General features: G+C 72.3%; 21 protein-coding genes. 6 read left to right on the top strand and 15 right to left on the bottom strand.

From position 1 onward, the window contains the following. From D7V97_RS08545 to D7V97_RS08560, 4 genes are all read right to left on the bottom strand, one after another. Nucleotides 1-1,092: serine hydrolase (locus D7V97_RS08545; RefSeq protein WP_147444753.1), on the bottom strand; the 1,092-nt coding region annotated here is incomplete at its 3' end. 142 nt (nucleotides 1,093-1,234) lie between these two features. Continuing rightward, nucleotides 1,235-1,492, bottom strand: a complete 258-nt coding sequence (locus tag D7V97_RS08550) for a hypothetical protein (protein WP_120610111.1) — start codon at nucleotides 1,490-1,492, stop codon at nucleotides 1,235-1,237. Nucleotides 1,493-1,515: 23 nt separating this feature from the next. Then, nucleotides 1,516-1,872, bottom strand: a complete 357-nt coding sequence (locus tag D7V97_RS08555) for a hypothetical protein (RefSeq protein WP_120610112.1) — start codon at nucleotides 1,870-1,872, stop codon at nucleotides 1,516-1,518. A 110-nt stretch (nucleotides 1,873-1,982) separates the two neighbouring features. Next, nucleotides 1,983-2,804, bottom strand: coding sequence for a hypothetical protein (locus D7V97_RS08560; RefSeq protein ID WP_120610113.1), 822 nt, complete (start codon nucleotides 2,802-2,804; stop codon nucleotides 1,983-1,985). Between the two features lie 266 nt (nucleotides 2,805-3,070). Here D7V97_RS08560 and D7V97_RS08565 point away from each other — a divergent pair, with 266 nt between their 5' ends. Continuing rightward, on the top strand, nucleotides 3,071-4,159 hold the full coding sequence (locus D7V97_RS08565; RefSeq protein ID WP_120610114.1) for a hypothetical protein: 1,089 nt from the start codon (nucleotides 3,071-3,073) through the stop codon (nucleotides 4,157-4,159). A 171-nt stretch (nucleotides 4,160-4,330) separates the two neighbouring features. On the opposite strand, the gene D7V97_RS08570 is transcribed toward D7V97_RS08565, so the two are convergent. Continuing rightward, the gene (locus tag D7V97_RS08570) at nucleotides 4,331-5,341 is read right to left on the bottom strand and encodes an NAD(P)-dependent alcohol dehydrogenase (protein ID WP_120610115.1); all 1,011 of its coding nucleotides are present in this window, start codon (nucleotides 5,339-5,341) and stop codon (nucleotides 4,331-4,333) included. 75 nt (nucleotides 5,342-5,416) lie between these two features. Here D7V97_RS08570 and D7V97_RS08575 point away from each other — a divergent pair, with 75 nt between their 5' ends. Beyond that, nucleotides 5,417-6,295: a LysR family transcriptional regulator gene (locus D7V97_RS08575; RefSeq protein ID WP_158623316.1), complete on the top strand. Its 879-nt coding sequence runs from the start codon at nucleotides 5,417-5,419 to the stop codon at nucleotides 6,293-6,295. Between the two features lie 4 nt (nucleotides 6,296-6,299). On the opposite strand, the gene D7V97_RS08580 is transcribed toward D7V97_RS08575, so the two are convergent. The 3 genes from D7V97_RS08580 to D7V97_RS08590 form a co-directional block, all read right to left on the bottom strand. Beyond that, nucleotides 6,300-7,205: a zinc ribbon domain-containing protein gene (locus tag D7V97_RS08580; protein ID WP_120610117.1), complete on the bottom strand. Its 906-nt coding sequence runs from the start codon at nucleotides 7,203-7,205 to the stop codon at nucleotides 6,300-6,302. An 85-nt stretch (nucleotides 7,206-7,290) separates the two neighbouring features. Then, nucleotides 7,291-9,606 (bottom strand): serine hydrolase, encoded by a 2,316-nt coding sequence (locus D7V97_RS08585; RefSeq protein WP_120610118.1) that lies wholly within the window; start codon nucleotides 9,604-9,606, stop codon nucleotides 7,291-7,293. Continuing rightward, nucleotides 9,603-11,255, bottom strand: a complete 1,653-nt coding sequence (locus D7V97_RS08590) for a GDSL-type esterase/lipase family protein (RefSeq protein ID WP_120610119.1) — start codon at nucleotides 11,253-11,255, stop codon at nucleotides 9,603-9,605. Before D7V97_RS08590 ends, D7V97_RS08585 begins: the two co-directional genes overlap by 4 nt. Nucleotides 11,256-11,496: 241 nt before the next feature. On the opposite strand from D7V97_RS08590, the gene D7V97_RS08595 reads away from it, so the two are divergent. Together D7V97_RS08595 and D7V97_RS08600 are read left to right on the top strand one after the other, a co-directional pair. Then, a complete protein-coding gene (locus D7V97_RS08595) occupies nucleotides 11,497-11,844 on the top strand; it encodes a helix-turn-helix domain-containing protein (RefSeq protein WP_120610120.1) in 348 nt (115 codons plus the stop codon). A gap of 80 nt (nucleotides 11,845-11,924) precedes the next feature. Next, complete coding sequence (locus D7V97_RS08600; protein ID WP_158623317.1) at nucleotides 11,925-12,290, top strand: two-component system response regulator; 366 nt, start codon at nucleotides 11,925-11,927, stop codon at nucleotides 12,288-12,290. Between the two features lie 32 nt (nucleotides 12,291-12,322). On the opposite strand, the gene D7V97_RS08605 is transcribed toward D7V97_RS08600, so the two are convergent. Both D7V97_RS08605 and D7V97_RS08610 read right to left on the bottom strand, forming a co-directional pair. Then, nucleotides 12,323-12,928, bottom strand: coding sequence for a hypothetical protein (locus tag D7V97_RS08605; protein ID WP_233582587.1), 606 nt, complete (start codon nucleotides 12,926-12,928; stop codon nucleotides 12,323-12,325). Between the two features lie 127 nt (nucleotides 12,929-13,055). Next, nucleotides 13,056-14,594 (bottom strand): ATP-binding protein, encoded by a 1,539-nt coding sequence (locus D7V97_RS08610; RefSeq protein ID WP_368668887.1) that lies wholly within the window; start codon nucleotides 14,592-14,594, stop codon nucleotides 13,056-13,058. 227 nt (nucleotides 14,595-14,821) lie between these two features. Here D7V97_RS08610 and D7V97_RS08615 point away from each other — a divergent pair, with 227 nt between their 5' ends. Next, on the top strand, nucleotides 14,822-15,208 hold the full coding sequence (locus D7V97_RS08615; protein ID WP_120610123.1) for a serine/threonine protein kinase: 387 nt from the start codon (nucleotides 14,822-14,824) through the stop codon (nucleotides 15,206-15,208). Here the strand turns inward: D7V97_RS08615 and D7V97_RS08620 are convergent. From D7V97_RS08620 to D7V97_RS08640, 5 genes are all read right to left on the bottom strand, one after another. Beyond that, nucleotides 15,198-16,199: a hypothetical protein gene (locus D7V97_RS08620; protein WP_120610124.1), complete on the bottom strand. Its 1,002-nt coding sequence runs from the start codon at nucleotides 16,197-16,199 to the stop codon at nucleotides 15,198-15,200. The two genes, D7V97_RS08615 and D7V97_RS08620, sit on opposite strands and share 11 nt — an antisense overlap. A gap of 6 nt (nucleotides 16,200-16,205) precedes the next feature. Continuing rightward, on the bottom strand, nucleotides 16,206-16,595 hold the full coding sequence (locus tag D7V97_RS08625; RefSeq protein WP_120610125.1) for a hypothetical protein: 390 nt from the start codon (nucleotides 16,593-16,595) through the stop codon (nucleotides 16,206-16,208). Nucleotides 16,596-16,605: 10 nt separating this feature from the next. Next, a complete protein-coding gene (locus D7V97_RS08630; RefSeq protein WP_120610126.1) occupies nucleotides 16,606-17,277 on the bottom strand; it encodes a hypothetical protein in 672 nt (223 codons plus the stop codon). Then, nucleotides 17,274-18,281, bottom strand: a complete 1,008-nt coding sequence (locus D7V97_RS08635) for a hypothetical protein (protein WP_120610127.1) — start codon at nucleotides 18,279-18,281, stop codon at nucleotides 17,274-17,276. The genes D7V97_RS08630 and D7V97_RS08635 overlap by 4 nt, the downstream gene beginning before the upstream one ends. A 69-nt stretch (nucleotides 18,282-18,350) precedes the next feature. Then, nucleotides 18,351-19,319 carry a hypothetical protein gene (locus tag D7V97_RS08640; RefSeq protein ID WP_120610128.1) on the bottom strand — a complete coding sequence of 323 codons (969 nt, stop codon included), beginning with the start codon at nucleotides 19,317-19,319 and terminating at the stop codon, nucleotides 18,351-18,353. A gap of 326 nt (nucleotides 19,320-19,645) precedes the next feature. Here D7V97_RS08640 and D7V97_RS08645 point away from each other — a divergent pair, with 326 nt between their 5' ends. Then, nucleotides 19,646-20,683, top strand: coding sequence for a pirin family protein (locus D7V97_RS08645; RefSeq protein ID WP_120610129.1), 1,038 nt, complete (start codon nucleotides 19,646-19,648; stop codon nucleotides 20,681-20,683). Nucleotides 20,684-20,747: the final 64 nt, after the last annotated feature.

Genomic DNA, 20,747 nt, shown 5'->3' on the forward strand with positions numbered 1-20,747 from the left:
CCCCAGCCCCACCACCGTCGTCATGAACCCGTCATTCCAGCCGCCATGCCCGAAGCGGCCCGCGTCCTCCAACTCGAACCCCAGCCCGTACGGCCCCGACTGCGCCGTCAGCAGCTGCTGCGTCATCGCCTGCGACAGCACCCGCTTCGACGTGCCCGCCCTCGCCTTCGCCACCTCGAGCATCATCAGCGCCAGATCCGAAGGCGTCGTCCACAGCCCGGCCGCCGCCAGCTCCGGGTAGACCTTCCAGCGGCCCTCCACGCTCTCCCCACTCGCGCGCGTGCCCGCGGCCGCCCGCGCCGCGAGCGCCGGCGGCAGCGGCTGTTCGAACGTGCTGTGCGTCATCCCCAGCGGCTCCAGCACCAGGTCCTTCATCAGCTTCGGGAACGGCTTCCTCCACTGGTCCATCAGCATCGTCTGGACCACCAGGTAGCCGCCGCCGCTGTAGCGGCCCTCCGTCCCGGGCACGCTGTCCACGCGCACCGGTTCGGAGTTCGCGGGCATCTCACCGTCGAGGATCTGCTGGAGCGTGGGCCGGGGCGCGTCCACCGCGTAGCCCTCGAAGCCGTGCACCGTCATCCCCGCGCCGTGGCTGAGCAGCCGGCGCAGCGTCACCTTCTGCTCCTTCGTGAAGGCGTTGTCCGGCACCTTCCACGAACACAGGTGCTCGTTGATGTTCGTGTCGAGCGACACCTTGCCCTGCTCCACCGTGCGCAGCGCCGCCAGCGCCGTCACCGGCTTGCTGACCGAGGCCGCCTGGAACAGCGTGTCGAGCGTGACGGGCTCCGACCCTCCGGCCTGCGTCACCCCATACGTCCGGGCCCACACCAGGGCGTTCTTGTCGAACACCGCGATGCTCATGCCCGGAATCCGATACAGCTCCATCCAACGCAGGACGGACAGTGCCTGGGGCTTCTCCCCCGGCAGCGTCACCGGCGCGAGCCCCGCCTCCACCTTCGCCACGCGGGCCGCTTCGGCCGGAGAGGCCGCCCACTGCGTGACAGGCTTTGGCGTGTCGGCCCCCGTGAGCAGGGTGACCGCCGCACAGCTCCACAGCGCGACCGGGGCGATTCGGGGCAAGGCTCGGAACATGGTGGGCTCCAAAGGCTGACGTGGACGGCGCTTCACAAGCGCCGCCCCAAAAGCCGTCAACCTACGGAGTCACCGACGCCCGAGGGTCCTGACGTCTCCCCGGGTTCGTCATGGTTCCGTCATGAAAGACAGACAACGGACCTCAGTACGGCAGCGGCTCGCCCCGTGCTTGCAGCGAGGCCACCAGGCCCTGGCGCGCCGAGCCATACAGCCCCGCGTCCAACACCCCGGCGCCCGTGTCCAGCAACCACAGCTCCAGCGCCCCCGTGCCTCCACCCGCCGCCGCCGGGGCGGAGGCCCCCGCCACGCTGGTGACACCCAGCCCCACGGGCACCACGGCCGCGACGGCCGTCAAACCCATCGCCTTGAGGAAGTGACGGCGGTTCGAGTCTCCTGACATGACACGCTCCTTCGCTTGGAAAATCAGGGTTGCGCTGCCTGCACCTGCGACGCCACCGCCGTGAACAGCTCCGGATCCAGGTGCGCCCTGGACCCCAACAACAACCGCTCCTCCACCGCCCGGGACGCGTCCTCGCGCACCTGCGTGCGCCCGCCCACCGCGTACTCCACGACGTCGCGGTAGACCGTCGCCCGGGCCCCGTCCTCCCACGTCACCGTGAAGCCCCGGTAGCCCAGCCCCACGTCGGGCCGGGACCGCGTCCCCACCGGCAACGCCTCCACCGCCTCGCGCAGCGCGCGCGACTCGTCCGGCGCCAGCGCCCAGGTGGGCGGCTCGCGCCCACTGAACAGGTCCACGCTCGCCTGCGCCCGCGACGCCATGGGTCTCTCCTCCACACGCGCGGGGTCAGCGGGAGCGCCGCCCGTGGTGCAGGCCCAGGCTCCCAGGAGTCCCAGGCCGCACGCCAGTCGTCGGATGCGCGGTGCCCGCTTCACGACACCGTCACGTTGAAGCCACGGTAGTAACCGCAGAACACGGTGTAGCCGCCGCGGTCGCACGTCTCCGGGTTGGTGATGAGCAGGCCGCTGTTGTCCGTGTTGCGCGCGGCCGTCCCGCCCGGCTTGTGACACCAGTGGCTGTTCGCGCAGAAGCGGTACCAGTGATAGTCATAGCCCGGCCAGATGACCAGACAGACATTGTAGTTGGCGTCCGTCCGGCACACCGTCAGCCACCCGTCCCGCTGCGCCGCCGCGCCCACGTTGGCGCAGTCGATGGCCGTGTACATGGACCCCGCCGCGCGGCCCGGCTGCGCGAAGGTGTTGGTGCGGTAGTTGCTCGCGAAGTTGTAGCAGTTGTTGTACGGCTGGTAGGACGCGCCGTTCCAGAAGGTGAAGTCCGTGTCGCTGCCCAGCGCCGCCGGATAGCAGATGGTCATCACGCCCTGCACGTCTCGGGAGTCGATGATGACCTTCTCCGCCTCGGCGAACACCGGCCCCGGGTCCCGCAGGTCCAGCCGCGCGCTCTCCGCCGTGTGCAGCAGGAACCGCGAGCTCTCCGCCGACTCCGGCTGGAACGCGCCGCCCAGCCGCACCATGGACGGCAATCCCAGACGCTTCCAGTCGTCCGCCATGCCGGTGTCCTCGGCGCGCACGATGAAGCCCCGGTAGCCCAGGCCTCCCGTCTCCGCGTTCAAGGGCAGCAGCTGCGACGGGTCCGCGCGGATGCGCTCGGTGAGCTGCCGCGCCTCCCGCTCCGACAACGTCCACCGCGGATTGGGACGCCCCGAGAAGATATCCAGCTCGACAGTCACCATATGACACCTCTGGCGGACGCTCGTGGTCACCCGAGCGCCAGGGAAGGCGGAGGGATGTCTGTTCTGGATACGGCCAAACACTCTCTTCCGTCAATAGGGCTATCTAGATTTACTGTTCTTTAAGGACTGACGCGCTAAGGCATTTTTGAACAGGCATTGAAGATTCCCCTGGGGCCTCCCGGATGTGGGGGCCCGGTGTCTTCCGCACGTACCCGGGGCTCTGCCATATTCCATGGAAGGCGACTTTTTCCGAGAGGGTCACAACCATGGTCCGCACCTCGTGCCTCGTCAGCGCCGTGCTCCTCATGAGCGCCTGCCAGAAGCCCCCGGAGCCGTCCCCGGCCGCGCCTCCCGCCGTCCCTCCGGTGGTGGCGGCGCCGGTGAAGGTGGCGCCGTTCTCGCTCTCGGTGCTCCAGGACGCGGCGCCGTCGGGCTGCACGTGGTCGCGGCTGGAGTCCGACGGCGGGCGCAGGGCGCTCGTCACGGTGGATGCGGCGTGTGACGGGCTCCAGCTCGCGTGGAGCGCGGATGGGCTGCACGCGGCCGTGCGGGATCCCGGGGGCAGCGCCCGAGGACCCGGGCGCGTGTGGACGGTGGACCTGGGCTCCGGACAGGCCTCCGCGCAGCTTCTGCCCGACGAGGGCCAGACGGGCGCGGTGGGCTTCGACTCGGTAGGCCGGCTGGTGGCGCTCGTCGCGCACACCGGTGACCTGGTGCGTCGCGCGGACGGCGCGCGGGAGTCCTTCCTCTTCGACGGCCGGCGCATCCCCATCCCGGAGGGGGAGGAAGGTGCGGGGCTCGCGCATGCGTTCCGGTGGGAGGCCGGGGCGTGGAAGCGCATCGAGACGGTGGCCACGCGCGGCGACGCGGACGCCGTGTTCGCGCTCACCACCGCGGAGATGTTGGTGTCGTCCACGGTGTCCGCGGATCCGGATGCGCTGGTGGCGCAGGCGCTGGACGAGGGCAGCCAGGATGCCGCACGGCTCGACGCCGTGGTGCCCGACCGGGGACACGACCTGTTCGGCGGCTGGGCGCGCGTGGAGTCCCGGGGCGGCCCGCTCTTCGCGTGGCAGACGGTGGGGGAGCAGACCGCGCTCATGATGCCGGTGCGCTGGGAGGTGGACGACGGACACCTGGCCGAACCGCAGGGCCTCGCCCTGCCCGCGCGCAGCCCCGTGCGAGCGATGGCGCGCGGAGACCTGCTGCTCCTCGCGGGCACGACGCAGGCGCGCGTCTATGACGTGGGCACGCGGCGATTGGCGGCGTCGTTCGACGGCATCCAGGGCGCGCGCTTCTGGCCCGCGCCCGGGCCTCGCGTGCCCCAGAGTGCTACGGCCGCCACCGGACAGCACTAAGCCAGCCGAAGTAGGTTCTGTCAGCGGCGACCACCGCCGAGGCCGAGAAATCGGGCTTCGGCGCCGCCCCCCTGAACGGATTGAGTTGGGATGGCTTGGCGCGGACGCATGCGTCTGGCCTCCGGGCGCGCCTCGGTGCCACCGCCGCCTCCCCACGGCACTCGCCGCACCTCAGGGGAAGGCGATGACCACCTTGCCGAACTGCGCGCCGCTCTCCAGGAACGCGAACGCGGCGGGCGCCTCCGCGAACGGGAACACGCGGTCCACCACCGGGTGCACACCGTGCACGGTGAGCGCTTTCGCCAGGGCCTCCAGGTCGTCCCGGCTGCCGGTGGACACCGCCTGGAGGCGCACCACCTTGCTGAGCGCGGGCCGGAGGTCGAAGCGCACCACCGGGCTGTCCAGGAAGCCCACCAGCGTCACCGTCCCTCCCATGCGCACCGCCTCCACCGAACGCGCCACGCCCTCGCCTCCCGCCACGTCCACCACGTGGTCCGCCCCCAGGCCCCCGGTGAGCTCCCGCACGCGCGCGGCCCAGTCCGCATGCGTCCCCGTGTGGATGCCCTCGGACGCGCCCAGCGCCAGGGCCCGCGCGAGCTTGGCCTCGCCGCGCGACGTGACGAGGACGCGCGCGCCCGCCATCCGCGCCAGCTGGAGCACGAACAGCGACACGCCACCCGTGCCCTGCGCCACCACCGTGTCCCCCGGCCCCACGTGCGCCTGCGTGAAGAGCGCGTGCCACGCCGTCACCCCCGCGATGGGCAGCGTCGCGGCCTCCGCGTCCGTCAGGTGGGGCGGCGCGGCGATGGCCGCCTCCTCGTGCACGCACGCGTACTCGCGCAGCAGTCCGTCCAGCGGTCCGCCCAGGCGCCGCCGCGCGGTCTCCTCCCTCGGCGGCCCACGCACCCAGTCCGGGACGTAGAGGGGAATCACCCGGTCCCCCACGCGGAAGCGCCGGACCTCCGCGCCCACCGCCACCACCTCGCCCACGCCGTCGGACACTGGCACCAGCGGACGCGGGAAACCGCCGTACGTCCCGCGCAGGATGGCCACGTCCCGGTAGTTCAGCGACACCGCGCGCAGGCGCAACAGCACGTCACGCGGGCCGGGCTCGGGCAGGGGCCTGTCCGTGAGCTGGAGCGCGCTCAGGTCGCTTCCGGGGTTCAGCACGTAGGTCTTCATGGCGCGAAAGATGCTCCCGGCGCCGGCCTGCGGATACGAACGTCGATGCAGGCTGGCCGTGCGAGAATGCACGGCATGCTCGCCTGGGATGACCTGCGCTATTTCCTCGCGGTGGACCGCCATGGCACCCACGCGGCGGCCGGACGGGCGCTGCGCGTCGCGCCCACCACCATCGGCCGACGGCTCTCCGCGCTGGAGGCGGCGGTGGGGGTGCGGCTCCTGCGGCGCACGCCGGAGGGGCTCGTGCCCACCGAGGCGGGCCTGCGCCTCCGGACCCATGCGGAGCGCGTGGAGGCGGAGGTGCTCGCGTCGGAGCGGGAGCTGACCGGCGCGGATCAACGCGTGGCGGGTTCGGTGCGCATCACGTCGGGCGACGGGCTGGCGGCCTTCGTGCTCGCGCCCCGACTGGTGGAGCTGCGGGCGCGGCACCCGGACCTGGTGGTGGAGCTGCGCGCGGAGCTGCGGGTGCTGGACCTGTCTCGCCGCGAGGCGGACGTGTCGCTGCGCATGTCCCGTCCCCGTGAACCCGCGCTGCTGGCGCGGCGGCTGTGCGACATGCCCTTCCGCGTCTACGGCGGCGCGGCGTACCTCGCCCGGCGCGGGCGTCCCTCGACGGTGAAGGAGCTGGCGCGGCACGACTGGGTGCGGCCCGACGCGACGCTCGCGGGGACCGCGCAGGAAGCGTGGCTGGACAAGCACGTGCCCCAGGCCCGCACGGTCCTGCGCGCCAGCAACACCACCACACTGATGGCCGCCTGCGCCGCGGGGCACGGGCTCGCCGTCATCCCGGAGCTGTTCGCGCCCCACGAGCCCCGGCTCGAACCGCTGCTGCCGCGCGCCACCGGGCTGCCCACCCGCGAGCTGTGGGCCGTCACCCACCCCGACCTGCGCCACAACGCCCGCGTGGGCGCCGTGCTCGCGTGGCTGACCACCGTGTTTCCCCGGCCGCGCTGACGCTTCAGCCCTCGCCGCCCGTCATGCCCTTGAACGCCATGAACATGATGGCCGCGTAGCCGCCGCCACAGAGGCAGCAGGACAGCACCGGCACCAGCAGCGCGCCCGCGCCCGCGGCACCCCAGCTGGTGCGGTGCAGCGAACGGTACGTCACCACGCGCAGCCCCATGGCCCAGAAGGGCGCGGCATACACCGCGACGAAGGGAATCAACCCGACGATGTAGGGCGCCTGGGAGAGCGCATACGCGCGCAGCGTCACCGAGAAGCCCTTCTCCACCCCGCCCATGCGCAGGATGAGGTGCTCCAGGCCCGCGTGCACCAGCGACATGCCCACGCCGAAGAAGGGCGTCACCACCGTCCACACCGCCATGCCCACGGTCATCCACAGCTTCATGCTCTGCGGACTGGGAGCCCCTTCCGCGGCCTGCGCGCCCGCCGCTTCGGGCACGAGCCCCATGATGACGCCCATGAGCGCCGTGTAGACGAGGCCCGTGGTCAGGAAGCCCGAGACCGTGGACAGGAACACGAAGCCCAGCGAGCTGCCCACCGACGCGTCGGGGTTGATGCCCTGGAGCGTCTTGGTGGGCTGCATCAACATGCCCACGCACGTCTTCCAGAAGGCCTTGAGCGTCCCCAGCTCCTCGCGCTGGTCCCACGGCAGCAGGCCCAGGGGTTCGCGCTCGAGGCAGGTCGCGCACACCACGCCCTCGGGGCCCTGGCGCAGACAGCTGGCGCAGGCGAAGGCACCGCACCGGGGACACGTGCCCACGCTCCGCCACTGCGGGTGCACCGCGCAGACGGGCTCGGCGCTCCCGGGCGTCGGGGCGATGAGCAGCGCGGCACCACACGCGCCGCACGTCTGCGCACCGGGAACGAAGGGGGTCTGACAGGAAGGACAGGAAGGCTTCATCGCCGCGCATCCTCGCATGGCCCGGGCACTCCCGGGCATGAAGCCTCACGGGGACGCACGCACCGCGTGGAGGGGCGCGCGCGCTCTACGGCTCTGGCGCTGCTTCCGGATCCACGGACACCGTCGGGGACGTGCTCCCGTTGGGCACCTTGTCCGGCGCTGGCGTGCTCCCGGCGGGTGCCACGACTCCCGGGGGTCGCGGGGCCCGGGCCTCCTGCGCCGCGCGGACCTGCCGGGCCCGCTTCGCGCGTCCCTGCGCCACCTTCGCCGCGCCCGGGTCCCCCAGGGCCTTCTCACGCTTCGCCAGCGCGTCCCACAGCTCCGGCGCGTCCGGATGCAGCGTCACCGCCGCGCGCAGCAGCCCCCGCGCGACCTTCGGAGAGCGCGTGTCCAGCAGCCTGCGCAGGAAGCCCGCGGGCGAGAGCACCAGCGCGCCCTCTGGCGTCTCGAACGCCTCGCGCACGTGGGGGATGGCTTCGGCTTCCCGGTCCGCCTCCAGCAGTCCCACTGCCTGCGCCAGGTGCGCGTCCATCGACTCCGGGTGCAGCTCCGTCGCGCGCTCCAGCCAGCGCATCCGGTCCTCCGGCTTGCGCTTCGCCCGGTCCGCCAGCGACAGCAGCTCCTCCGTGTAGTCCGGCCGCACCGAGGGCGCGCGCGCCGCCGCCTCCTTCAGCGCGGGCCACAGGCGCTCCGGGTCCTTCACGTCGTCCAGCCTCGAGCGCCGCAGCGCCGGCACCTCCGCGCGCTTCCACCCGGCGACGAAGCGGGCCACGTCGTCCCGCACGCCCTGGCTGAAGCGCTCCGTCTCCGGACACTTCAGGGACTCGCACGCGGCCAGGTAGTCCGCGAAGAAGCCCGCCGCGCCCTGCGTCCGGTACGTGCGCAGCCGTTCGGCGCCCAGCACCCGCTCCACCGTGGCCGCCATGTGCGCGCCCACGCGGATGAAGAGCGACTCCGCCCGGGGCTCGTGCGCGCCGCGGATCCGCTCCATCGCACCTCGCGGATCGCGGGCGATGGCCGCGCGGTCGAAGAGGGCTGTCACCTTCGCGAACGCGCCCGCCAGGTCCTGCTCCGGCGGCAGGCGGCCCGGCCCTCGCGTGGCCCAGTCGTGGTACGCGAGCCCGTAGCTGGCCATCCGTCCCAGGCCCTCGTACTCCACCGCGTCCACGGGGTCCGTGAAGTGGCCCGTCCGGGCCGGAGCGCCCTCGTCCAGCACCGTCTCCATCAGGCGCAGGGACAGCCGACGCAGCCGCTTCGCCTCGTCCTCCACGTTGGTCGCGAGCGCGATGGCGGTGTCCTCCGCCGGCAGCACCACCAGCAGCGTCGTCGTCTCCGGCTGCCCGCCCGCGTGCGCCACGATGTAGTGGCCCCGGAGCGGATAGGTCGCGAAGCCCATGCCGTAGTCGGTGATGCGCCCGTCGCGCGTCATCATGGTCGACTGCATGCGCCCCATCGTCTCGCGCGTCACCAGCGTGTCGTCCAGCATCGCGCGCGCGAAGCCCAGCAGGTCCTCCACCGTCGCGCGCGTGCCACCACCGGCGAAGCGGCTCGTCACATCCAGGAAGCGCGAGGGCTTCAGCGCGGTGCCCTGGATGCGGTAGCCCACCGCTTGCTGCGCGTCGCGCGTGTGGATCTCGTCCAGATCCGCGTGCGTCATGTTCGCGGGCCCGAAGACGTGGTCGCGCAGGTACTCGCGGTAGGACTGGCCCGAGGCCGTCTCCACCGCCGCGCCCAGCAGGTTGAAGCCCCAGGTGCTGTAGACGTAGCGCGTGCCCGGCTCCGCCACGAGCGGACGGTCCGCGAACAGGCCAATCGCCTCGTGCGTCGTCACCGGCTTCGTGTTGTTGCCCGCGTTCGGGCTGTCATAGGTGGGCACGCCGCCCAGGTGGCCCAGGAGCTGGCGCACCGTCACCGACCACTGCTTCACCGGGTACTCGGGCACCAGCGTGTGGATGTCCGCGTCCAGGTCCAGCTTGCCCGCCTGCGCGAGCTGCAACACCGCCACCGCCGTGAAGGACTTGGTGATGGAGGCCATGCGGTACGTGGTGTGCACCGTGGCGGGCAGCTTCTTCGCCAGGTCGCGGAAGCCATAGCCACGCATCCAGCGCTGGCCGCCTCGCATCACGCCCACGGACAGGCCCGCCGTGGGGCCCTGCTTCAGGTCCGCGCGCATCAACGCGTCCAGCGCGCGCTCCATCTCCGGTGGGAACTCCGACGCGGCCTTCGCGGCGGACTCCGGCGATGCGGCCTTCGCATCGGGCTCCGGAGACACAAGCGCGGCGGTTTCGCCCGCCTTCGGCTCGGCCACGGCTGGCGCGACAGGCGCCTGGGGCACCGCGAGCGCGGGCGCGCCCACTCCTGCGCCAACGATCAACCACAGCGCGACGAAGAGACGCCTCATCGCACGTCCTCCACGGCCCGACCCGCGCCGTCACCGGACGTCTTCGTCGGCTCCTCCTCACGCGAGGACGTGAGCGCCGAGGACGACCCGCTGCCCTGATCACCCGACGCCTTTACCTGCTCCTCCTCACGCGAGGACGTGAGCACCGGAGTCGGCCCGGTGCCCTGTTCCGCCCACGCGTTGATCAGCGCGTCCGCGACCAGCTGGCCCAGCAGGTCCAGCCCCTGTCCACGCGGATGCACCAGGTCGTCGTGCATGAACCCCGCCTGATTGAAGCGCACCAGTGAGCCCGCCCCGCCCATCGCGGTGAACAGGTTGAAGAAGCCGCAGCCTTCGGAGATCGCCACCTCGCGCTCGGCGCTGATGGCGGCCTCCAGGAACGGCCGCTGCGCCAGGGGCTTGCCCTTCGCATGCGAGTCCTGCACCGCGTCCATCGGCCCCACCACGAGGCACGCGCTGCCGGGCGCGGCGGCCCGCGTGCGGCGCAGCAGCGCGGTCAGGTCGCGGCGCACGGTGGCCACGTCGGTGCGCTTCCACTCCAGGCGCTTGGACTCGTTGCCGCCCAGGAAGAAGAGCAGCAGCTTCGGGTCGCGCTGCTGGAGCTGCGCCTTCAGCGCGTCCTCCTCCAGCCGGGCATACAGCGTCGCATCCGCGGACGGCACGCCCAGCATGTCCAACACGATGCCGGGCCCGTCCTTCTGGAGCACCATGCCCTGCACGATGGCGCCCCTGCCCTCCGCCGCGACCTCCAGCCACTTCGCGCCCGGGGGCACGTCGAAGGCCGTGGCGCGGCTCGTCCCGTCGCCCTGGGGCTCCGTGCGCGCCAGCATCACCCCGTCCACGGACACCACGAGCCGGCCCGCGCCCGCCACGTCCTTCCACCACAGCGTCCCGCGCGGCTCGCCCTCCAGCTTGAAGCGGCCCCGCGCCCGGGCCTCGGTGGCCACGTGGTACACGCCGGTGATGCCGAAGGGGTGCGGCGGCGCGTGCAGCTCGCCCAGCGTGCGCGGCTCCCAGCCCTGGCTCACGGCCGCCGTGCGCGACCTTCCGCCGTACGGCGCCATGCGGTCCACCAGCAGCACGCCCCGGCCCGCGCCGCCGAAGCCCGCCACCAGCTCGGCGCGCACCACGTCCACGATGCGGTCCCCCGCGATGAGCGAGTTGCCGAACGCGCCAATGACGACCGGCCCCTTCAGCGCGCCGTCCACCAGCCCATCCAACGCGGCGTAGAACGGCGTCAGCGCGGAGCGCGCACACCCGCTGTCCCGGGCCTCCAGACACGGGTCCTCCACCGCGGTCCCGGGCGCCTTCAGCCGCTCGCCCAGCGCATGCAGTTGCCGCGCACGCTCACCCGTGGGCTTCAGGGCGCCGACCGGGAGGGGCACGGGCGGAGGCACGGGCACGTCCACCTTCGCGGTCTCCACGGGCCGAGGGGCTTCGGGAGTCACGTCCGACAGCGGCGGCGTGGGAAGCGCGGGAGGCGCCGGCATCGGGCGCGCGGCGTCCAACGCGGCGGACTTCGCCGGGGCCGTCGTCAGGGGGAACCGGTGAGGGGAGGTGCGGGACTCGCACCCGGGGAGCAGGGCACCCGCGAGCACAGCGAGCAGCCGCACCCGCCAGAGCCCCCGCGAGACATCGGGAACCGTCATGTGGCCCGAAAGCGTAGACGAAAGCGGGGGCCTGCGCATGTTCCCTACCCCGTGCCTGGCCGCCCCGCGGGCCACCCCGGCTTGTCCCTGGGGACAAGGCTTCCGTTCAGCACCTCACGCTTCCGGCCGGGCGGCCCGCCGGGAAGAACAGCTTCCCGGGCCCCCTCGCGAATGCAGGGTCCAAAGGCGAACAGGCTCCCTTCACACCACGCGCGACGTCCCCAGATTCTCCGCAGCGAATATGGGAAAAAACAGACTGACAACGTGGACGAAGCTCCACCGACGATTTGGCGACCAGGTGCGTCGCATGCGCAACAGCCGTGAGCTGACGCAGGAAGTGCTCGCCGAGCGCAGTGACCTCTCGGTGGATGCCATCCGCCGCATCGAGCGCGGCAGCTTCTCTCCATCACTCGACACGCTGGGCAAGCTGTCCGTGGGCCTGGACGTGTCGCTCAAGACCCTCTTCCACACCTTCGACATGGAGCGTTCCGACGGCGTGGCGGAGATCTGCGACTACCTGGCGTGCCGCACCGGGCCCCAGGTGAAGCAGGCCTGGCGCGTGCTCCAGGCCATGTTCGACGAGCCCTAGGAAACCGCCCGCACTGCCGGTCGCACCCGGCAGATGTTCCCTGTCCACCCGGACGCCGTCGGCCTATGGGTTCCGGCTCCATGAGCCGCCCCCCACCGACCCTCCTCATCGTCGAGGACGACAGCGACCTGCGCGAAGCGCTGGTGGAAATCCTGTCGGCGGAGGGCTTCACCGTCGCCGCCACCGCGAGCGGGACCGAGGCGCTCGCCTGGCTGGACGCCCACCCTCCCCCGGCGCTGGCCCTGCTGGACATGTGGACGCCGCGCAAGGACGGCTGGCTGCTGCTGGGCATCCTGCACCAGCGGCCCGCGCTGGCGGACGTGCCCGTCGTCGTCATCAGCGCCAACGAGGAGAAGCACCCCGCCATCCGCGAGGTGCTCCAGAAGCCCTTCGACCGCGACGTGCTGGTGGCCTGCGTGCGCCGGTTCGTGCACGCCGTGCACTGACGACAGCGGCGCGCGGCCGAGGCCCGGAGGCTTCAGGTGCCGCGCGTCTCGTGGCCCAGCCGTCCCGCCACGGCCGGGTCCAGGTGGAACGAATCGAAGAAGCGGTCCGCGTCCCGGGGCGGACGGCCTTCCGGGTGGAGCAGGAGCTGCTGGTACAGCCGCGGCCCCACCATGAAGAAGCGTCCGCGCAGGCGGCGCGGGCCGGACACGCCCCCCACCTCCTGGCCCGGGAAGCCGCCCTCCATCTGGAGCGGCTTCGCGGAGATGCCCGTGGCGCCCAGGGCCTCCAGCGCGCCCTGGCTGGCGCGGTCCACCACGTCGCGCGGATCCACCTGGGCCACGGCCGCGGGCGGGAAGTCCGTGTAGGAGACGTAGTAGGCGGTGTCGTCCTCCGTGCGCGCGGAGATGAACGTGTGCAGCGTCACCTCGCCCACGTCCGTGGGCTGCACGCGCCGCTCCTCCGTGACAGGGCCGGAGAAGGCCACGCTGAAGCCCCCTTCCGTGGACTGGACGACAGCGGGCGCGGTCTGCACGGGCTCGGCGGCGGCGACCGGGGGCGCGGACTGCGTGCGCCCCGCGCAACCTCCCAGCACCAGCAGGGCGGCGAGCGACACGGCCCGGCGCGAATTCTTCATCATCCAGCCTTCTCCTGACGTAGGTGCCGCAAGGTACGCCCTGCCGCGCCCGGGCGCATCCCTCCACGGGCCCGGGCCCCGTGCCGACGCGCGGCAGGCAACGGTTGGCCCCGCTTCCGGCCGGGCCTCTTCAGTGCACGGCGCCGACGGGTTCCTCGTCGTCGGCGGGGGCGGGCAGGCCCGGCGGTCCGGCGGACACCCGCGTCAGGTGGACGCGGAACACGGAGCCCTGGCCGGGCTGGCTCTCCACCTCGATGCGGCCGCCGTGCGCTTCGATGATCCGGCGCGACACCGACAGCCCCAGCCCCACGCCGGGAGCCCGCTGCTTCGCGTTGCCCGCGCGCTGGAACGGGACGAAGAGCCCCTGGAGCTCGTCCGGGGACATGCCGATGCCCTGGTCCGACACCGCCATCACCGCGTGGTCCCCGTCCCCCCGCACGGCCACCTCCACGCGGCTGCCCGCGGGGGAGTACTTGAGCGCGTTGCTCACCAGGTTGGTCAGCACCTGCTCCAGCCGCGCGGGGTCCGCCCGCACGAACACCGCGGCGTCGGGCACCACCAGCTCCAGCGTGTGGCCGGAGTCGCTGGACTGGTACAGCTCCACCACCGAGCGCGCCAGCTCGCGCGTGTCGCGCACCTCCGGCTGCAGCTCCAGCTTGCCCGCCTCGATGCGCGTGGCGTCCAGCAGGTCCCCCACCATCCGGTCCAGCCGCTCCACCTGCCGGCGCACCAGCGCCAGCGTGCGCTGCATCCGCTCCGGGGTGACCTCCGCGCGGCCGGAAGCGGCCAGCGACGTGGACAGCTTCAGCGCGGACAGGGGGTTGCGCAGGTCGTGCGCCACGCCCGCCAGGAACGCCAGCTGCTGCTCCTGCTGGTGGGCCAGGCTGCCCGCCATCTCGTTGAAGGTGTGGGCCATGTCGCGGATCTCCGACGGTCCCTCCTCCGGCGCGCGCGAGTCCCGGTTGCGCCCCGTGCCGAAGGCCCGCATCGCGCGCTGGAGGTCCGCCACCGGGCGCAGCGCGAAGCGGCGCAGCCAGAAGACCACCAGCCCCAGCGTCGCCAGCAGCAGCACGCCCAGCACCAGCCCCAGCACGTTGGCTGTCTCGTGCCAGCGCGTCGCGCGCAGGCGGGCGGCCTGGGCCTGGTCCACGTTGATCTGGATGAGGTGCTCCAGCGAACGCAGCGCCGCGTCCAGCGGGCCTACCACCCGCGCGTCATACATCCCGGCGCTGCCCGTCCGGGCGGACGCCATCCGCTGCGCGTCCAGGTAGGCGGCCACCTCGTGCTCCACCTGCGACAGCACCTTGCGCTCCTCGTCGGTGGAAGCGCTCGTGTGCAGCTCGCTGAGCTGGCGGCGCAGGTCGAACTCAATCTGCTGCGGCGAGCGCCCCCGCGAGGGGTCCACCACCATGGGCGTATCCGGCGCCGCGATGAGGCGGGAATGGACGAGCAGATCCACCTCCAGCTCCTCCGCCAGCCGCACCCCCTCCACGGAGTCGCTCAGGGTGGCCGCCTTGCGCTCCAGCGCACTCGTCAACACCACGAGCAACGACGCGGAGACCAGGGTGAGCAGCACCAGGCCGCCCACCACGGTGGAGAAGAAGGCGCGCAGGCTCATCGCGCGGCCCCCGCGGGCCTCCAACCGGCGTCCATCCTCATGCTGGGGCATCCTCCCTCCGGGCGGCCTCAACCCCCTTGAATGTCGCCCTCTTCCTCAGGAGCGCAACAAGCGTCCGATATCGTGGATTCGCGTGCCCCCGGCCGGCAGGCCCTTGTGGGACGCTCCGCGAAAAGGAGCCGGCCCCACGAGGCCCGGCCATGCTAGGCAGCACGCACACGCGACCCCGCGCGCATCCTGTCACCCGGGCGTCCGCCCCTTCTTGAAGAGGTCACCCGATGGATCTGCTCTCCCCACCGGCCCGCACCCTGAACTTCGATGCCTTCTGGCGCTGGATCCAGGAGCACACCAACTGCATCCTGCGGTGCGGCTCCGCCGACATGACGCTGTTCGACCATGACGACTTCCACTGGATGTTGATGGAGGAGGAGCGCCAGCACGTCCTCCAGCTCATCAAGGGCAAGTCCCTGGTGGGCGAGCTCGTGATGGTGGGCCGCGACGTCTCCGAGGTCAGCATCTCCCCGGACCCGGACGCCGACCCCCAGCAGGGCCACTTCCTGGTGGAGCTGATGGGCGGCCCGAAGGACGACCCCCAGGTGCTCTACCACTTCGTCATGGCCCACGGCATCGAGCCGGCCGCTGGGCACCAGGGCTTCAAGCACTGAGCGCGACACGCTCGATGGCCTCCACCGCCGCGTGGACGCCGTTCACGTAGGAAGCGGGGCGCTCAGGGGCCCCGGCTTCCTCCAGCAACGCCTGGACCCGGGCCTCCAGGTCCACCGCGTCCACCACGCGCTCCGAACCGGTCAGCCGCAAGGCCTGTCGGTCGTAGAGCCGGGACCGGGCCCACGCGGCGAGCGGCGTCCCCGTGGCCCGCGCCTCCTGCACCGTGTTGTAGCCGCCCGACCCCACCAGCACGTCCACGCCCGGGAGCACCGCGAGCGCCGGCCAGACGGCCAGGGCCCCGGCTGTCTCCGCGCCCGTGGGGACGAGCCACCGCACCTCCGCCCGCCCGTCCAGCGACCGTCGCAGTTGGGACGCCGTGTCCCCCGCCTCCACCACCTCCTCCGGCCGGCCGCAGCCCAGCACCGCCACCAGCGGGCGTGAAGCGGACGCGGACAACCCCAGCCGCCGCCGGGCCTCCTCGCGGGGCTGCAGGGCGTCCGCGTCCAGGAGCAGCCACGGCGCGGTCCGCACCGCGCGCGGGTGGTGCGCGAAGGGCGCGTCCTCGCCGGGCACGACGAGCAGGTCGAACGCATCCACCGCGCGGGCCACGTCGAAGCGCTCCACGTAGACGGGGTTGAGGTCGCGGTGCACCAGCACGCGCGGCGCGCGCACCGTGGGCAGCAGCGCGGCCAGCTCCCCCGCGAGCCCCCGGGGGAAGGTGTCCACCACCAGCACGTCGCACGGTGTGGCCGTGAGCCACGCCGTCACCGCCGCCACCGTCGCGGGCTTGTCCAGGCGCGCATCCAGCCGGTGCACGACGGCGCCCGGGCCCAGCAGCGACTCCAGGGGCAGGCCGGGGGCGAAGGGGCTGTTGGTGAGCAGCTCCACCGCGTGCCCCCGGGCCACGGCGGCGCGGGCCAGGGCGGAGGCGCGCGTCAGGTGCCCCAGTCCTCCGCCGAGCGCGTACAGGCGCCAGTGCTGACGTCGCACGGCCGCTCAGCTCCCGCCCAGGTCCTCCTCGAAGGAGGCGTCGTCCTCGCGGCGCAGGCTCTCGCCATCCGCCTCGGTGAAGTCGTTCTTGTCGTGGGAGCCGCCGGCCGTCGTCCACGCGCCCCGGCCGTAATAGCCGTAGTCGTCGTAGTAGTAGCTCGGGTCGTCCTCGTCGTAGTCGGAGCTGGACGCGTCGCGGTTCTCGTCGCCGTTGTCCGCGGTCCGGGCGCACGACACGCAGACGGTCTCCTCGCCGTCGAGCATGCGCATGTGCAGCGCGCACACCGGCTTCTGGCAGCGCATGCACTGCGTGGCCGCCGCCCGCTCGCAAGGGTGGGAGAAGAGGAAGCCGGACGTCTCCAGGCAATGCTCGGCGGACGGGAAGGATGGGCGCATGGCGGGAGGCTCAGGGCGACGGGGCGCCCACGGGGGACTGGAGGCGGAAGAGCAGGGCCATGCGCAGGGGCAGGTCCAGCGCGGCGAAGCCCAGGCACGCGGCGGCGTCGGGGGCCACCGGCGTCTTGGTGGCGAGCACCGTGTTGCCGGACGGGTCGCGCAGGGACAGCTTCCCGTCGCGCACCTTCACGCGGATCTCCTCCGCGCCGGACGCGCCCTTCACGGACGCGCCCACCCCTTCGGCGGACACGGTGTAGAGGACGGCGCCCTGGGCGTCGGTGAGCTTCCAGCCGGAGCCCTCGCGCGCGAACGTGTAGCGCACGGTGGCGCGCGCGGCGTCCTTCACCTGGAACACGTCCGGGCCGCCGGTGACGTACGCCAGCACCGCGTCGTCCGGACCGGACACCTTGAGCTCGCCGCCCTTCCACTTGTAGCGCGCGACCTCCTTGTCCTCGCCGTCCACCAGCTTGGCGCCGTCGTCCTTGGGCTTGAGCGAGAAGCGCTCGCGGTCATCGCCGTCCTTGAACTTGAGCTTGGTGCCGAGTTCCCTCGGCTCCGCGGCGGTGGCCGCCCCCTGCGTGGCCGGAGCGGCGCTGTCCTTCGAGGCGGGAGTGCCCCCTTGCGAACACGCCGAGGCCGCGAGCACACCCAGGCCCACGAGGAACAGGACACGCAGCTTCATGGAGTCGCCTTCGCGTCCCCGCGCTTGCGCAGGGAGCTGGAGAAGTTGAGCACCTGGTAGAGGCTCAGGAGCATCATCGTCGCGGTCTGCGACGCGTCCTGCTTCAGCGCCGTGCCCACCGGAGCCCTGGTGCCCCTGCCCTTCGCGGCGGGGGGCGGGCTGTCGATGGGAGCCTTGGCGGGAGCGGCCTTCGGCGCCAGGAGCACCCAGTCATGGGCCATCAGGGCGCGCATCACCAGCCGGTCCCTGGCCACGCGGATCCGCGACAGCTTGATGCCCGGGGGCAGGCGCGCGGCGCTCCGGGCGGGCGCGGTCAGGTCCGCGAGCCCGGGGTATTGCTCCGGCTTCACGCGCAGGGCCACCTGCATCAGCGCCTTGCCCTTCTGCTTGCGCTTGGTCTTCGTCTTGCCGCGGGCGTTGCGCTGCGTGCGGCTGCGCTTCTGCAGGTACTCCACCATGGACAGGCGCAGGTACGTGCCGTCCGCGAAGCGGGCCTGCAGGTCCAGCCAGGCGTCCTTGAAGACCTCGCGCTGCCACCGACCCCGGGTGTCCTGCTGGATGCGCTTGTGCGCATCGTCGTTCGGAGCCAGGTCCAGCGTCAGCGACACGGGCGAATCCGGATCCAGGTCCACCTGGAGGCGCTTGAGCAGCGTGGCCACCAGCCCGTAGCGCCGGTTGTCCAGGTCCATCCGGCGCCGACGCGCGCGCACGACGAACAGCACCACGGCCGCGACGAGGTCCAGAACGCCAACGCCGGAGACCAGCGGGCCGTACACGTCCCACGCACCGTCCGGGTGGGCGTCCATCAGGAATGGCAGGAGGATGAAGCTGCCGATCCCGCAGCCGAGCAGGACCCAGGCGCCGATCCACAGCTTGCGCCGCGTCAGCTCGGCCTGCTGGTCCAGTTGCTCCACGACCTCCAGGTCCGCCAGCACCGCGGGCACGGAGGAGTCCTGCGCACGGTAGACGTGGGTCTTCTGGAATTCGGTGAGGTCGAGCGCCACGGTGGGGAGCCTTCTTCAGCGGGACCGTCCTGCGGTCGGCCGCGAGCGTAGGGGTCCCCTCCGGGCAGGTCAAACCGACTGTCGCCGGGCCCGCGCCGCCTGGAGCTTGCCCCGCCGCCGGGCGTAGTGGACCACCTGGTAGAGGCTCAGGAGCATCATCGTCGCCGTGCGCGACGCGTCGTCCTTCGCCAGGGCCTGCTTCCAGAACGCGGGCGTCTCCGGGTCATCCGGCGTCCGCTTCACCTGGACCGCCCAGTCATGGGCCAGCCGGACGCGCATCGACAGCCGGTCCGCCGCGACGCGCACGCGCTCCAGCTCCACGCGCGGCGGCAGGCGCGCGGCAGCGGTCGCCTGCGCCTTCATCGCGCCCAGCCCGGGGTGGCGCTCGGGCTTCACGCGCAGGGACACCTCCAGCCGCGCGGAGCCCTTCCGCTTCGTCTTGATCTTCGTCCTGCCGCTGGCGCTCGTCTTGGAGCGCTCACGCTTCTGGAGCCGCTCCACCATGTGGATCCGCACGACCGAACCGTCCGCCAACGGGCCCTCCAGCGTGAACCACGGGTCGACGAAGAACTGGGTGTTCCACCAGCCGACCATGTCCTCATTGACGCGCTTCTCCCGCACGTCGTCCTGTCGCAGGTCCAGCTTCAGGCGCACTGTCGCGTCCGGTTCCAGGTCAATCTGGAGACGCTTGAGCAGCACCTCCGCCAGCCCATAGCGCCGGTTGTCCAGGTCGCGCTGCTTCAGGGAGTCGCGCCAGACGAACAGGAGGACGCCAGCGGCGAAGAGCGTCGCCCCGACGAGGCCCGCGGCCGTCACCAACTCCGAGTCCGCGCCAAGGGCCCACACGCCGAACGACAGGATGGACAGCGCCACGCCGGGAATCAGCGTGGGCCACGCGCCCAGCGTCAGCAGGACCCGCTGCGACTCCGCGCGGGCGTCCAGTACCGCCAGGACCTTCAGGTCCTCCAGCAGCTCCGGCACCGTCGCGCGGGACTGGTAGAGGAACACGTTGTGGAATCGGGTGATGTTGACCGCCACGGCGGAGGACTCCCCTCAAGACGCCCGTCGGGCGGACCGGGCGGGAGCGTAGGGGCCCGCGCGAAGGACGGTCAAACCGCCCGCCCGCCGCGCCTCCCATTTGAGAGACGCGCAGCCTTGGGGGCCTGCTCGGTGCGAAGTGCCACGAAAGGTGACCCGCCAGAGCGGCGTGAAGGTCACGTTGTTAGGATGAAGCCGCACCCACGACGAGGTCGACCTTGGACGAAGTGAGCCGCAGGGCGGCGCTGAAGTTGATCGCGGCGGCGGGTGTCAGCACGGCCGCGGCCTGTTCATCCCGCGCGCCGGAAAAGGCAGGAGGGCAAGCAATGGGTCAGCCGCAGGGACAGTCACAAGAAACCATCATCCGCGTGGATCCGCTCGGGATGCCGTGGCGGACGCCGGATCCGTTCCTCTTCTGCGTGCACCACGACGACCACTATCCCGCGGGCAACGAACGCTTCGGGCCGCAGGCCTCGCTGGCGGGCCGCGAGCTGGGCCAGGACTTCGGCGGGCGGGACGGCTGGAGCATGTACCACGGCACCGTCGTGCCCGGCTTCCCGCAGCACCCGCACCGCGGCTTCGAGACGGTGACCGTCGTGCGCAGCGGGCTGTTGGATCACTCCGACTCGCTCGGCGCGGCGGCGCGCTTCGGCGGCGGTGACGTGCAGTGGCTCACCGCGGGCAGTGGCATCAACCACTCGGAGATGTTTCCGCTGCTCAAGCGTGACCAGCCGAACCCCGTGGAGCTGTTCCAGATCTGGCTCAACCTGCCGCGCGAGAACAAGCTCGTGGCGCCGCACTTCTCCATGCTCTGGAATCACGTCATCCCCCGGCACGTCGCGAAGGACGAGGCGGGACGCGCCACGGAGATCACCGTGGTCGCCGGCCGGCTGGGCGACGTGAAGGCGCCTCCCCCGCCGCCCAAGTCCTGGGCCGCGCGCGAGGAATCGGACGTGGCCATCTGGACGCTCAAGCTGGAGCCGGGCGCGCGCTGGACGCTGCCCGCGGCGGCGCGGGGCACGCACCGCATGCTGTACTTCTTCAAGGGCTCCGCGCTGAGCGTGGGCGGTCGCGCCATCTCGCCGTCGCACAGCATCGAGCTGCGCGCCGACGCGGACGTCGCGCTGGAGAACGGCGCCGACGTGACGGAGCTGCTCCTGCTCCAGGGGCGCCCCATCGGCGAGCCTGTCGTCCAGTACGGCCCGTTCGTGATGAACTCGCGGCAGGAGATCCAACAGGCCTTCGCGGACTACCAGCGCACGGGCTTCGGTGGCTGGCCCTGGCCGGACCCCGCGCCCGTCCACGCGCCGGAGGAAGGGCGCTTCGCCCGCCACGCGGACGGCCACGTGGAGCGACCAGCCTGATCAGCGCTGGTCAACACCTCTGGGCTCTTGGGGGACCGGGCGGGGCGGATTGGGACTACCCTGC

It is taken from the genome of Corallococcus sp. CA053C (assembly GCF_003611675.1).
Lineage (GTDB): Bacteria > Myxococcota > Myxococcia > Myxococcales > Myxococcaceae > Corallococcus.